Raw genomic sequence first — 14,234 nt, 5'->3', positions numbered from 1 at the left:
AATCAATGAAGAAATCATACGCCGATATGTAAGACATCAAGAGAAGCAAGAGCGAGTAGAGCAGCACCAGTTGGCGTTGGATTAAACAAAGGCCCCCTTTTAGGGGGCTCACACAAAGCCACCTTCTTTAGAAGGTGGTAATTTACTTTGGTGTTACGCAGTGTGAACCCCAGTGAGCACTCACTATTCTTGAGCTGTTTGGGGTAATAGGAACACACCATTGGGGTTGATGGTTAGGTAGGCATGGTCTGCGTAACTGGCGTCGAACTGTGATGAGTTGAGTTGTAACAATAGCTCGTGACCTTGCCACCGAACCACGACTTCATACATAGACCCCATATAAGCAAAACTGCTGACCTGACATTGCTGGCAAGCCTCTCCTTCTTCGGCGAGGAGGATTGCTTCAGGTCGTACACCAATCTCATAGTCGCCAGCGACAATGCCAGCGAGATTATCTTGATTGGCTTTCAATCGGTAGCCATGGATATCAACGTATGTACCGTCGTAATGGCCGCTAAACATGTTGGCTTCACCCATAAAGTTCGCCATGAACATAGATGCCGGATGCTGATACAACTCTGTTGGTGTACCTTGCTGCATGATGTCGCCATCTTTCATAACAATAACGGTATCGGAGACGGCAAATGCCTCAGCTTGGTCATGAGTAACATAGAGTGATGTGATATTAAACCGCTGCTGTAGGTCGCGAATAGTTTCACGCATATTTCGGCGTAAGTTGGCATCTAGGTTACTGAGTGGTTCATCAAATAGCAGAACTTTGGGTTTTAGAACCAGAGCGCGAGCAAGAGCGACACGTTGCTGTTGACCACCGGAAATTTGGTCGACGTAACGTTCGCCAAATCCCTCTAAGTCGACTAATTTTAGAGCGTCTTTAACTCGCTGTTTGATTTCGGCTTTATCTAGGCCAAGCATTTTTAAACCATAACCGACGTTGTCTGCTAGCGACATATGTGGGAACAAGGCATAAGATTGAAACACCATACAAATGTCACGATGTTGAATGGAAGTATTGGTGACATCTTCTCCATCGATAAAAATCTGCCCGCTGGTGGGTTTTTCTAATCCCGCCACTAAGCGCAAGACGGTGGTTTTGCCACATCCTGATGGCCCGAGGAGGGTGACGAGTGCTCCTTTCTTAATTTCAAGGTCTAAATCGCCAATGACGGTCTTATCCCCAAAGCGTTTGCAGACATTCTTTAAGACTACAAAGTTTTCTTTTTCCATGAGTTAAATCTCCAATTGCTACTCTTGGTTATTGGCTTTGGAACGCGAGACGCGTGCTTCACCGACAAGAAAATCAAAAATCAAAATAATCGCTAACATGACAACAATTAGGATTGAGCCATAAGCAATCGCAATCCCGTATTCGCCGTCTTCCACTCGATTTAATATGTACGAGGTGGCAACGCGAGTTTCGGGTGTGACCAAGAAAATAATCGCGCTGACGGTGGTCATCGCTCTCACGAAGCTAAACACTAAGGTTGATAAAATCGCAGGGCGTAGGAGTGGCAACAGCACATGTGTAATGGTTTTAAGCGAGTTTGCGCGTAGGCTAAGAGAGGCTTCATCAAGTGCTTTATCAAGTTGGCCAAGACCGGCAATACCTGAGCGAATCCCTACCGGAACATTGCGCATTACCATAGAAATAACCACAATTGCCGCAGTACCCGTCAAGTAGATCGGAGCATCGTTAAACGCGAGAATGTAAGATACACCCGCAACCGTGCCAGGAACGGCGAAACAGAGCATGGTGGCAAATTCAATCACTTTCTTACCATGGAATTGCTGGCGAACCACAATATAGGCAATCAGCAGACCAAAGAAAGCGGTCAAAGGCGCAGCAATGCCAGCGTAGATCATAGTTGTGATAAGCGATGGCCATGCACCTTCACCAAAACCACTGCCGAATAGGTTTAAGTAGTTAGATAGGGTTAGGCTGTAGTCTACGCCCCAGTTAACCGTAAAGCTTCCATAGAAGATGCTGCCGTAGAGTAGGATGTTAAACGCCATCCAGAAGTAAAGTAGGCCACAGACCGCATGTTTTAGAGAGGTAGGCAAAGGTTGCACATCGCCGCGATAGGACTTCCCAGAGATGGTGACGTATGAGCGCTTACCAATCCATAGGTACTGAACGACGAAAATGGCGAGTGAGAAGAGCAGCAGAACCGCACCGAGAGTACTTGCTGATGCGTAGTCCAGTTGAGCACCTGCGATATAGAAATAGATCTGCGTTGCCAGTACGTCAAAGCTACCACCGAGTACAAGCGGGTTACTAAAGTCAGCTAATGACTGAACAAATATAATTAGGAAGCTATTAGCTAGTGCCGGTTTAAGCAGTGGCATGACGATTTTGAAGAAAGTTTGATAGCGGTTTGCACGCAAGGTATAAGACGCTTCTTCGAGTGAAGGGTGTAGTGACTTCATTGCCCCATCCAGAATCATAAATGACATAGGAGCAAAAGCGAGTACCTGTGCAAGCCAGATACCAGTGAAACCGTACAGCCAATTGGTCTGTTGTAGACCAAACCAGTTGACCATGAGTTCGGTGATGTAACCAGAGCGCCCCAACATCAATGTCACACCAAGGCCGACCACAAAAGGTGGGGTGACAATCGGTAAAATGGAGAATATACGTGCGATAAACGCACTGCGCTGCGCAATACGAGTTGTATAAATAGCGAAAATCAGACCAAAGAAAGTCGCACCGATACCAACAGCGATACCTAAGCCAACCGAGTTGATTACGATCTGAATAATGTGCGAGCGACTGAGGATATCGACAAACTGCCAAGCGACAAAGTTGCCCATTTCATCCTCAAACATTGGGACGAAAATGGCAAAGCTCGGATAGATAATAAAGACGGTGATCAACAGAACGATAGCGATCAGTGATCCCACGACGAAGGCATCTCCACCAAGGTATTCTAGGCGTGAGAATGCGAGTGTCATGACGGCACCTAACACCGTAAACAATACTATTGTGGCATAACCCATACCGTGTTCGGTGTACCAAGAAGAGATCAGCACCAGCAGCATACAAAATGCAGAGTAGCCAATATCAAACTGATGACGACGTTTGGCATATTTGTTTTGTGTTTTTAATGGACGTAGCAGCAAAACAGCAGGAAGGCCGAACCATAACCACGAAATATTGACACCACTCCAACCCATGGCGGAATAAAACTCATCAGGAGTAGAGTCGATCAAACCATAGTCGAGAGCAAAGACAGGAAGAAGAATGAAAGCGACTACCAAGCTCAATATCCAGTAAAATACGGGATCGCGCTTAGTAAGTTCAGGGCTAATATGCGCGGTGAGTTCGTTCATAATTAATACCTAAATTTATGAGCAAGTAGGGTGATGACAAGCATCATCACCCCTTCCCAGTTGGATTATTGACCCATCTTGACGATGTTCACCCATTTGTTGATCAAGCGTTTACGTTCGTCTGATGAACCGTACGTTTCCATATCGTAATCAATGAGCTCAAGTGTTTTAGGATCAAGAGCGTTTGGCGATTGCTCGGCAGTCGTATTGGTTAGGATTTGGAATGATTGACCTTTTTTCCATGCAGTTTCCTGACCCTCTTTCGACAAAACGAAATCCAAGAATTTCTGTGCATTTTCTTGGTTACGCGCTCCGTTTATAATACTTACACCGCCGATTTCGTAGCCTGTACCTTCACACGGAGCGATAAGTTCTAGAGGTGCGCCTTTTGATTGTTCTAGCGAGTAGTCGTGCAAGAAGCCAATACCGATAGCGACTTCACCACGAGCGGCGTTGCGCGATGGTGTTACGCCTGATTTAGTGTATTGAGAGACGTTTTTATCCAACGCTTTGAAGTAGCTAAAGGCTTTGTCTTCATCCCAGAGCTGTATAAAGGTGGCGAGCGCGGTATAAGCGGTACCAGAGCTTTGTGGGTCTGAAATTTGAACTTCACCCACATATTCCGGCTTAGTTAGGTCACTCCAGCAGCGAGGAATTGCTAGGCCTTTTTCTGCCAGACGGTCCTTATTTACCCCAAAACCTAGAATCCCCATGTAAACCGCAGAAGAGTAGTTACCTTTGCGTTTGGCTGGGTCTTTAAAATTGTCCATGATGAATTCTAATTGAGGGGATTGGTAAGCTTGGAGCAGATCCATCTCGCCAGCTTGCGATTGAGGATCGAGCGTACCGCCATACCATACGTCCGCACGAGGGTTCTTTTTCTCGGCATCAATTTTTGCCAGCGTACTGCCTGAACCATTTCGAACGAACGACGTTTTTACATCATACTTCTCTGAGAAAGCTTTTGTTGTCGCTTCGCACATGGCGTTGGTCGCACTACAGTAAACCACTAAACGACCATCGGCGAGCGCTTGAGGTGCAGCGATTGATGCTGCAAGAATGCAAGCAGAGAGTAGGCTGCGTTTTGTTCCAACTTTCATGTTATTTCCTCTTGTTGTATCCAACTGTAGGGTTGGTAAGTCCTTGCGGTATAAGGCAACGAGAGGGAATTTATCAGTTAGGTTATGGCTATCCCTGCCCGTTGTTGAGCTTTAACAAAAGGAAGAATTAACAGTCCAATTAACGCTGCTGAGAGCGTAACGACGCTGAAAAATCCTTCCCAGTTAAACTGGTCGATTACAAGTGCGAGTGGGTATCCCGCCAGTGCAGCACCAAGGTAGGCAAATAAGCCAACAAAACCGGTCGCGGTGCCCGCCGCATCTTTGTGAGAACACTCTGCTGCGGCCATGCCAATCATCATTTGTGGCCCAAAGACAAAGAAACCAATGGCAAAGAAGCAGCCAGATAAAATGATGAAGTTATCCAAAGGGGTAAGCCACAAAGCGGCCACAGAAACAAAGATCCCCAGAGCAAATAGCAGTATCATCGGTGCTCGGTTGCCGTGAAAAAACTTATCTGATCCCCAGCCCCCAAAGAGCGAGCCGAGTAAGCCTCCTACTTCAAACATTGACACGACACCATTGGCACTGAAGAGTTGGTATTCGTGACGCTGAGTAAGATAGAGATTGCCCCAATCATTGATTGCAATGCGAACTACATATACCAATAGATAAGAGCTGCACAGTAACCATATATATTTGTTTCCCAATACGTAGGTCTTCACTATTTGCCAAAACGGTAACCCACGCCCTTCTGCTTCATGTGCTATTTCTATGGGGTCGTTAACCCATTCACCTACTGTGGGTAGCCCCATCGAGGTAGGCTTATCACGTAGTCGGAAGCAGAGCATTACACCGACGAGAATGGCTAGACTTCCTGGGAGGATAAAGCCAAAGCGCCATCCCCAAGTTACCGCGGCAAAGCCAATCGTTATGGGTATTATCGCGCCACTTAAGTTGTGGCATGTGTTCCAAATAGACCACCAGAAGCCACGTTCAGATCGTGAATACCAACTGGTTAACAGCTTGGCGCACGGTGGCCATCCCCATCCCTGAAAAAACGCGTTTAAAGTCCAAAGCAGCGCGAACATAAATAGGGAAGAGCTCAAGCCAAAGGCAATGTTGATCAATCCTGTAAAAATCAGCCCAAGCCCCATAAAGTAGGCAGGTTTGGTTTGATCACTCACCATACCGGAGAGAAACTTTGACACGCCGTAGGTGATATAAAATAGCGTTCCCAAAATACCGATGTCGGAAGTCTCCAGTCCTAAGTCGGTGATCATACTTGGCATCGCAAAATTGAGACTTTTACGGGTAAAGTAAAAAACACCATATCCGACATACATCACCATCATTAGCTGAACTCGCCAATAACGGTACATTTGGTCAATTTGATTTGGGCTTTTGTCAGCGACTAACACGAGCTCCTCTCCTTGGCATGAAAGAATGGTAACCAACCCATAGATGGAATGAATTAGACGGTTTTATATATCTCTAGGAAATTTTCCTAGTTTGGTGGAGATGTTGTGTTTTTTGTGGGTAAGTTAACAAATATCCTACTCCCCAATGAATTTGAGGTGATACTCATCGTTCCTCCGAGAGCACTGACTCGTTCTTCAATGCCTCTGAGGCCTTGTCCTTTCAGCCTCCAGTTCTCAGGTAGGCCTATACCGTTGTCACGCAGTTCTAAACCGAAGCGCACGCCGGGTACTAAAGAGAGTTGTACTTGATTGGCTTGCGAATGCTTGCAGACATTATTGAGTAGTTCTTGGACGATGCGATAAAGCGTCACCGCAGTAATATCATCAAGCCGTTCGGCAAAAATACCGAAGTTAAGACTAAAATCGATATCGCGCTCGGCAAACTTCATTTCCGCAACTAACTGTCGAATCGCACTTTCAAGACCTAGCTCATCAAGGGCATGAGGGCGTAATTGTTTGAGAAGCTGACGAGTTGAGTCATGGATTCTTAGTGCTAACTCGTTGGTTGTGTTAGCAATGTTGATTTGTTGTTCATCACCTGCCAATCGCTTTGCGAGCATTGATTGAATCTGAATCGCGGTAATATTTTGGCCAATCTCGTCATGAAGCTCGCGAGCCACGGATTTACGAATGTCTTCTTCAACATGGACGAGTTGGCTTGCCAGTTGCTGTTTACTGGCGAGTTCATTGGCGAGTTTTAAGTTAGCTTGATGAAGTTGTTGTGCAAGGAAGTACTGACGACTGATCGCGATACCTAAACCAAGACCAATAAATGCTTGGGTAGAGATAAAAGTTTGCAATTCTAAATCGCTATCGAAGGAGCCGGTTACCTGTCGCGCAGTAGTGAGCAAAATACTGTTCATTACGCTGGCCAGTACGCCCCCTTGCCATCCGTAACGATAAGCCATGAAGATGTTGGGCAACAGAAAGATCAGCAGAGCCAAAGACTTCATCTGCTCGAATAATGTCAGCTCGGTAATTAAACCAATCGCAAAAAACAACAGGCACCAGATCAGGGCTGACGGGCGTAACACCACTTCTTGATGCACTAAGGTTGGCGTGAGTGGCTGCCATACTTGGCGGCGCAGATAGTCATACACTAGGTAGAAAAACGGTGTGAGCAGAATGCCGCCAGTGAGTACCGCAATGCCACCTTGAAGCGCATACATGCCACCTAAGCCTACCGGTTTACTCAACAGCAGTAATGCAAAACCACAAACGTGAGCGTAGGCGAGAGCAAGTGCAGACAATGCGAGCAAGCGCTGCCAATAGATTTGAAGCGGTCTCCAAACCTGTTGAAACATGATCGCGATGGCATGGTTAAAACAGGCAAAGAGAATCAGAAGGTAGCAATAAATAGGCGCATTAGTTAATTGAACCAAGCTAGCCACAAGCAAAACCTCAGACATGGTGAACCAAGGCCAAAGTTTTCGTGTGGTTAAAGTATAGATAGCGAGTTTAAACCCAGTTGGTAACAGAAGACCGGCCAACAAAATATCAGGTGTTAGATAGAGACTGACATTCCACAAACAAAACCAGCAAATAACATATCCCAAGATGGCAAAGCTATAACTAAAGCCTTTAGTTAAAATCAGTTTTGGTAATTGCTGTCGTCGAGTCAGTTCACTCATACAGGTTCATCACTGAGCAGCTTATGATGGAGTGCAAAGCGAATCAGATCGACGTTATTGGAGAGATCCAGCTTGCTGAGGATGTTGGCGCGGTGGACATGAATGGTTTTATGACTGATGGACAGCTTGGTGCCGACTTCTTTCACATCTAAACCTTGAATCAGATGATCGAAGACTTCTCGCTCGCGTTTGGTTAGCTCTTTCAATGCGGAAGAGGCTGATGAGGCATTGCTAAGATTGACTAATGCGTCGGTACACAAGTAATGATCACCTGCGGCGACCTTACGAATCGCGGTGACCAATTCACCTGGTCCACAACGTTTCGAAAGGTAACCATAGGCGCCAACATCAATGGCTTTACTGACAAACGACGCTGAATCATAAATGCTGAGCATGATGGCTTTTAAGTCAGGTTGTTTTGTTCGCAACTTCTTTAGCAGTACTAAGCCACTCTCATCGGGCATCGATATGTCGATCACAGCAACATCTATGTTCGATACAGAAAGGACGCGATATGCATCGCGTGCGTTATCAAACTCGCTGTGTACTTGTATATCGGGTTCACACGACAGTAGTTGAGCAAAACCTGAGCGAACCATAATATGGTCGTCGACAAGAGAAACTGAAATCATAGCGGTTTCCTTGAGGTAACTTGTACCAAAAGTTCTAGCAAAAGTGACATATTGAATTAATTATCAACGCTAGTGAGCACAACTATAAGGAATTGTTGACTCTGTCAATAGATATCGTGGTATCCATCATTTCTGATGGAAAAAGTGCTAACACGAACCAATTTGTTTGAAAGTTGGTCCGTGTTTTTGGCACTGAATATCGAGCTTGTGAAGCAGGGAAGGGAAGCCCCAGCCATTTTCACCTTCAACCACTTTTTCACCAGTCAAATACTCAAATAGAGTAGGCGCTAATGAACCATTGGCCTCCGATCTAAGTGGCGTTGCCGCTTGACCAATTGGTGTTCCCCAAAAGCCGATAAAGGCGTCTTTTTCTAAGTAGCTTTCACCCGCATGTCGACCAGGAACTTTAGTGTTATAGCCAATCCCTTCTCTCGGGAAGAGGTTAATTGTGCCTGCTCTATCTTCCGCGTATAGCTGAGCCAACTGAACGACAGAGTCGGGTTTTGGTGTATAGCTGGTCAGTTCTCGCCACTGAGTGGCATTACACCATGTTTGGCTCTCATTCGGGTTCACACGTTCGATACATTGATCAACTAGATCGGCAAAACGACTCAGCTCGTTCTTGTTTGGGGCGGAGAGGTAGGGGTTAAGTGACTTGGCTTCAAGCAGTTGAACCGCAGCCTTACGGTTTATGCTTCCGTAATAGTAGCGATCGCCTTGCTGAATGATGCGTTCGTCAAACCTTGTTCCATCTCGATTGGCCATGATGCGTATTTGGCAGTGATTTTCACCACAGGCTTGCTCACGCACGACCATATAGTCCAATGAATCATCAAGGTAGTTTAGGGATTCGGCAATAATGTCTACGGTTTTACCTTGTGCATTGATTGGCTGCCAGTTGATTAACTCAGCGTAGACAGGCTGACTATCCCACCCTTGCTTTGAATTGAATAGGTCGAGCATGAAGTTGCCTCCAGCGGTTGAGGCGACAACGACGTCTATCCCTTTATTGCTTGGATAGCTTAATGCGTTGGTGATCTTTGGACCTTCCCCTTCATCGGAAGAGATTTTCTTGATAATCAATGGGAAACCCAATTTCTCCTCTAAAGGCTCGAAGATGGCTTTTTCTGGGTTGAGCGTGTAGTAGACAGGAGCTAGACCATGATCGCCAGCCATGCCCCACAAGGTTTGATCGTAGATGCCCGCGGCTTTGTAGCTTTGTTCTATTTGAGTGATCCAGTAATCGAGTCTATTGAGCTCGCCAGTTGGCATAATGATTTCGTCACTAAAAGGACCGACAAAGTGAGCGAAGTGATCAGGCCAAGGATTGTACACTAGGGTAAAGTCTGGCATGCCTTGACCGTCGAGTTTGGTATAGCTTGAAATATCTTGTTCAATCTTCCATTTGCGAGTCAACTTGGTGTAGAAATCCCAACTCGGAATGTCTTGATATGCTGTGATATTGTCAATCAGTGACTGACGCAGTTTTGTTAGCACGGTTTCAACTTCGGCTCGTTCGTCCAACTCTCTAAGACAACGTTTCTCGCCGAAATCCCTGAGCGATTCCCCAACGCCTAAATTCACCAAACCATCGTAACTGGTATGGGCATTCCAATCATATTGAGCGTTACAGTTAAGGGTTTTTAGATGGACTAGGCGATCAAACATAGTCGATACGTTATTGGCTTGCATTAGGCGATCAAGCTGCAAAGCGTCGTTGCCAAAGAAGTAGTAGGCTCGATCTTGAGGACGATCGACAAAGTGAAAATTTGGGATGCCTGTCCCTTGTTCGCCTGCAACTTTCGCCCCGGTTTTAATGATAGGTAAGTTGCGTACGCTGATTGTTGGTGTAGAAGAGATGCCAACATTGGCAATCGAGTCAGCATGGTGCTGATAGAGGCGTTTGAAAAACGGCAAATAATAGGGATCGCGATAAGTTTGTTCAGAGAGAATCTGCAAAAAGTGCATATCTTGCTGGTGTTCAGGGCTTGACTGAGCAAGCGGAGTGTCTAGCTGTTTGCTGTGTAAATAGCGATGGTAGGCATGAGAAATAAAGGGTTTGCTCGGGTCGACTAAACCTTCAATCAGTCCTTGCTGAAGTCCATCCACGGTGATTTGAACGGCGAAACGGCGCTCTTGCTGTGATTGCAAAAAGTCGACGGCGGTCGATGGTTCCTTATCAAAGGCCTTCTGTAGCCAATCATTGAGACGTTGTTGCCTTTCATCTTGATAGACGAACTGGCGGTAAGCTTTTAAGACATTCAGGCGCACAAAGTCGATCAGTGTGACGGTCAATGCCTGTGCTTTATTATTGGGTTGATTGGCTCGTTCAGCGTCGCCGTCTGAGACGATGGCAAGCAGAGCACTTTTCATCTCTCCCTCGTCCATCCCTGAGGCAGTTTTCCTTAGTATATCAACGACGATTGGCTGAATTTTGTCGACTAACTGCCTGTCGTTAGGTGTGTTATCGAGATAAGTGTAATGCTGTGGCAACTGCTCCATATCTTGCCACTCACCGATTTGAATCAAAGCGTCATACACGGTCACCATGGTTGCGATAAACCGACTATCGATTTTTAGACCTTCCTGATGTGCCTGATCTTTGGCGTGTTGCTTTTTCTGCGGTTGAGCGCTGGAATCAAGCTGAAACAAAGAGTGCTCAAACCCTTTTAAAGCTTGTTGGTCATAGACTGTTTGGAGATATGTTTTGAACTGATCTCCGCTTTCAATCCCTGTGTAGTGATCGTAAAACTGATAGAGGAAATAACCGAGAGGAATCGAGTAGGTGGGATCGGCGATTTGCCCCATCACTCTTGTCTTGGTACTGGCATTTAACGGCAGTGAGAGCAAATAGGTTTCGAGCGTCATCCCGCCAATCGTGAAAAGAGTCATATCACGAGCGAAGCGGGTGGAATAGGAGAGAGAATCTACAATTTGGTTTTTGAGAACTTCGCTGGAGTTGAATAAACCGCCAACCACAGGTGTGTTACCGACCTCGGCATAGCAGGAGGCGGATAAAGCGCTAGTTAACGCGATGGTAAGGGTCGTTGCTCTAAACCAAGTCATTGATATTATTCTCATTCATGCCGTTAATGATTTACATTGTGACATTAAAGAGTGAGAGTGCAAGCGTTAGCGAATGAGACGCAAGTGTTTTGCTTGGAAGTGAGATTCGCTACCAATCAGCCAGCAGAACTGTCGGCTGATTGGTAGGTCTTAGTGGATTAGTAGCCCATTAACTGCAACAGGTTTTCGGCGGTTTTGACCGCCTCTTTTCTGTTGGCGATATTGAGTTTCTGGTACAAGTTGCGAATATGGGTTTTGATGGTTGTCCCCGCTACGTCTAGCTCTTGGGCGATCTGTTCGTTGCTAAAACCAGAATAGATCAGCCCGAGAACTTGCCACTCACGCTGAGTCAGTGGACTGGTGCGAACCAACTCTGGGATGTTCGGGTGGTTGACCAGCTTTTCAACAAACTCTTCATCAAAGTGAACAGAACTGCTGCGTTGAGTGGTTGAGATATCTTTGAGTAGCTGTTGTGCGCGGTGACGTTCTAAATCTCCCAGCTCATTCTTATGGTTGAGCTTCTCCAAGATATGACCCACTTTCGCGCCATCGACGAGGAAATTACCTAACATACCCGTCTGATTGGTCAGTGCTAATGCTTTCTTTAGTTGTTCACGAGCGCTCTCTTCGTCATCTTGTGAGATGGCGAGTACAGCGGAAACAATCAGGTTTCGGTTGGTGTCGGTCAGCAACTCATTTTCCTCTGCCTGTTGCTGGAGGAAATTAAGCGTCTCAGTGGCTTGGTCAAAAAGCCCTAGTATGATTTGCGCACGCGCAATATTACGCCACTGAAGTTGAGTAAAGTGGTTACATGCATGCTGAGGCTTAACCGTTGTTTCCAACCACTGTTTGATTGATTCGTGATCGCCGCGAGCCTGCCAGAATAGGATCAGAGAGAGCGAGGCGTTGGCAGTCCAGTCAACGTGATAGGTCGACTGTTTGAGCAAGTGGGTGATTTGCTCGATGAACTTACCTGCTTTATCAAGCTCTCCACGGCCAATCGCGATACGTGCCAGCATTGAGTAGCTATGTAAGTGCTTACTTGGGCTGTGGTTACCAAGGATATCCAGACCTTTATAGGCACATTCTTCTGCTTCATCCAGTCGATTCCAACACCATAGGATCTGGGCGCGTACACGAAGTAAGAACTCATGCAGCGGAACTTGTTGTAGTTGTTGTTCTTCTATCAGTTTAAAGGCGTTGTCTTGCACTTCGAAAGCGGCTTGAACGTAGCCCTGTGCAATCAGAATTTCACTCTGTTGCAGCATCGCCCATAAAGCCTGATGGTAGACCTGATACTGGCGAGCCAGTTTCTCTGTTTGCTGCATCATTGGCAGAGCTCGGCTGAGATGACCAAGTACGTGGTTGACCTCACCCACGACTGACGTCGCAACAATACGGCTACGGTAAACCGTGCTGTCCAACTGGCTTAGCGCCAGTTCTGCTAACTCTAGCGCTTGTTCTGGTTCATTACGGTTAATGGCAACCTGAGCGCGAAGGGCATTGAACTCACCTTGCTCTTTGGTGCTTAGAACCACATTGAGCTTACTCATCTCTTGGTCAGCTTTTGATAGTAGGTCACCAACATCGTTGTAGCGGTGCTGACTCTGCGCTAGCCAAGCCTGCAACATACAAAGCTTAGGTTCACTGTAGAGCTGTTCTGTGGTGAGAGAGTTGATCGCTTTTTCGAGTGTTTGCAGCTCACCACCATTAAACATCTTCCAGCCATACTGAGTCAGGATATCTGCGGTTAACTGGCTGTCTTTGGCTTCTTGTGCATGGCGAAGAGCTTGATGAGACGAGGAGAGTTTTAGCCACGCTTTGGCGGCCGCATGGTGGAGTTGCTTCTCTTGCTGAGGAATTCTCGCACTGCGCTCGTGAGCAAGGAACTCGGCAAACAGATTATGGAAACGGTACCAGTTCTGCTCTCCCTCGAGAGGGTGAATAAACAGACCAAAGCGATTGAGAGACTCGATCATGCTCAGTGCATCTTCTCGCTGAGTCAGTTCAGAGACCAGTTGATCGTTAAAGTGATCAAGGACAGAACACTGAAGCAAGAATTGGCGGGTTTCGGTATCTAAAAGATCAAACACTTCTTCTATCAGGTAGTCCCATAGGTGTGCGTGGTTGAACTGAGAGAAAGACTCGGCCGACTGAGCGAGAGTTTTGTTTTGATGCTGCGCTTGCAGAGCGATCAACTGTAGTGCTGATGGCCAGCCTTCTACGTAGTTACGTAAATTGGTCGCGGTGGTATCGTCAATGCCATCGGCGATACGTTGATTAAAGAAGCGCGTTGTCTCTTCGGTATCGAAGGCGAGCATTTCGTCGCCGATCTCGATCATTAAGTCTCGCACGCGAAGGTTAGCCGTCCCCAGTGGTGGTGCTGCTCGGCTGGTCACAACCAGTGTGAGGTTGTCTGGCATATGCTTGAGGAAAAAGCGCATAGCTTCGTGAATTTCGTCATCAGAAATCAGGTGATAGTCGTCCAGAACCAAATAACACTCTTGATGAAATTCAGACATCTCAGTGAAAACTTCACCGAATAGGGAGTAAAGTGAAGAGAATTGGCGTTTTTCTGCAAGTTTTTGCGAGTTTGGGCAACTGCCATCGGTGGCTTTATTCAGTGCCTGAAGCAGGTAGTTCATAAAGCGAAAAGAATCGTTGTCACTTTCGTCAATGCTGTACCAGCCGACGTGTGACTTGTCCGATAGCCATTGAGCCGCCATGGTGGTTTTACCATAGCCAGCTGGGGAGCGGAGTAGCACCAATTTGTAGAAAGGAGCCTGCTGGAGCAGATCTAATACCCTTGGTCGTACAATGGCGTTATGTAATCGACCCGGACGCGTTAACTTAGAAGGAATCCACATCTTTTTATTCCCTATTATCCTTCCACTTTTCGTGGAGCAGCGAAGTTACCCGAAGGTGAAACACTTAATTGTGTAAATATTAATCAATAAAGCTTATTGGCAATGATGTTACTTGAGAACAATCATAACCGTTATTGATCAACAATGGGTT

8 protein-coding genes and 1 pseudogene are annotated in these 14,234 nt (G+C 46.4%); 1 reads left to right on the top strand and 8 read right to left on the bottom strand.

Translation table 11 applies throughout. The features are described 5' to 3' along the window. Window positions 1-85 (top strand): annotated as a pseudogene (locus QTN95_RS15685) (IS200/IS605 family transposase); the annotation flags it as partial. A 98-nt stretch (window positions 86-183) separates the two neighbouring features. On the opposite strand, the gene fbpC reads toward QTN95_RS15685, so the two are convergent. The 8 genes from fbpC to malT all read right to left on the bottom strand — a co-directional run bounded on the left by fbpC (window position 184) and on the right by malT (window position 14,083). Further along, the gene (gene fbpC / locus QTN95_RS15680; protein ID WP_331418100.1) at window positions 184-1,245 is read right to left on the bottom strand and encodes a ferric ABC transporter ATP-binding protein; all 1,062 of its coding nucleotides are present in this window, start codon (window positions 1,243-1,245) and stop codon (window positions 184-186) included. A gap of 18 nt (window positions 1,246-1,263) precedes the next feature. After that, on the bottom strand, window positions 1,264-3,348 hold the full coding sequence (locus QTN95_RS15675; protein ID WP_331418099.1) for an ABC transporter permease: 2,085 nt from the start codon (window positions 3,346-3,348) through the stop codon (window positions 1,264-1,266). A 65-nt stretch (window positions 3,349-3,413) separates the two neighbouring features. Further along, window positions 3,414-4,448, bottom strand: coding sequence for an ABC transporter substrate-binding protein (locus QTN95_RS15670; protein WP_331418098.1), 1,035 nt, complete (start codon window positions 4,446-4,448; stop codon window positions 3,414-3,416). A 77-nt stretch (window positions 4,449-4,525) separates the two neighbouring features. Next, window positions 4,526-5,827: an MFS transporter family glucose-6-phosphate receptor UhpC gene (gene uhpC, locus QTN95_RS15665; protein WP_331418097.1), complete on the bottom strand. Its 1,302-nt coding sequence runs from the start codon at window positions 5,825-5,827 to the stop codon at window positions 4,526-4,528. Window positions 5,828-5,913: 86 nt separating this feature from the next. Beyond that, window positions 5,914-7,518: an MASE1 domain-containing sensor histidine kinase gene (locus QTN95_RS15660; RefSeq protein WP_331418096.1), complete on the bottom strand. Its 1,605-nt coding sequence runs from the start codon at window positions 7,516-7,518 to the stop codon at window positions 5,914-5,916. Then, complete coding sequence (locus tag QTN95_RS15655; RefSeq protein WP_331418095.1) at window positions 7,515-8,150, bottom strand: response regulator; 636 nt, start codon at window positions 8,148-8,150, stop codon at window positions 7,515-7,517. Before QTN95_RS15655 ends, QTN95_RS15660 begins: the two co-directional genes overlap by 4 nt. Window positions 8,151-8,297: 147 nt before the next feature. Continuing rightward, entirely contained in the window at window positions 8,298-11,216 is a 2,919-nt protein-coding gene (locus tag QTN95_RS15650) for an alkaline phosphatase family protein (protein ID WP_331418094.1), read from the bottom strand. 158 nt (window positions 11,217-11,374) lie between these two features. After that, complete coding sequence (malT, locus tag QTN95_RS15645) at window positions 11,375-14,083, bottom strand: HTH-type transcriptional regulator MalT (RefSeq protein ID WP_331418093.1); 2,709 nt, start codon at window positions 14,081-14,083, stop codon at window positions 11,375-11,377. Window positions 14,084-14,234: the final 151 nt, after the last annotated feature.

The sequence above is a fragment of the Vibrio sp. M260112 genome (assembly GCF_036533775.1).
Classification (GTDB): Bacteria; Pseudomonadota; Gammaproteobacteria; order Enterobacterales; family Vibrionaceae; genus Vibrio.
The sequence above is the reverse complement of the archived record's forward strand: the minus strand, read 5'-3'. Positions and strand labels throughout refer to the sequence as shown.

What these genes read in the sequence shown, in the direction of transcription:
- fbpC (WP_331418100.1), bottom strand. Translation starts at nt 1,245, where the DNA reads ATGGAAAAAGAAAACTTTGTAGTCTTAAAGAATGTCTGCAAACGCTTT.
- QTN95_RS15675 (WP_331418099.1), bottom strand. Translation starts at nt 3,348, where the DNA reads ATGAACGAACTCACCGCGCATATTAGCCCTGAACTTACTAAGCGCGAT.
- QTN95_RS15670 (WP_331418098.1), bottom strand. Translation starts at nt 4,448, where the DNA reads ATGAAAGTTGGAACAAAACGCAGCCTACTCTCTGCTTGCATTCTTGCA.
- QTN95_RS15660 (WP_331418096.1), bottom strand. Translation starts at nt 7,518, where the DNA reads ATGAGTGAACTGACTCGACGACAGCAATTACCAAAACTGATTTTAACT.
- QTN95_RS15655 (WP_331418095.1), bottom strand. Translation starts at nt 8,150, where the DNA reads ATGATTTCAGTTTCTCTTGTCGACGACCATATTATGGTTCGCTCAGGT.
- QTN95_RS15650 (WP_331418094.1), bottom strand. Translation starts at nt 11,216, where the DNA reads ATGACTTGGTTTAGAGCAACGACCCTTACCATCGCGTTAACTAGCGCT.
- malT (WP_331418093.1), bottom strand. Translation starts at nt 14,083, where the DNA reads ATGTGGATTCCTTCTAAGTTAACGCGTCCGGGTCGATTACATAACGCC.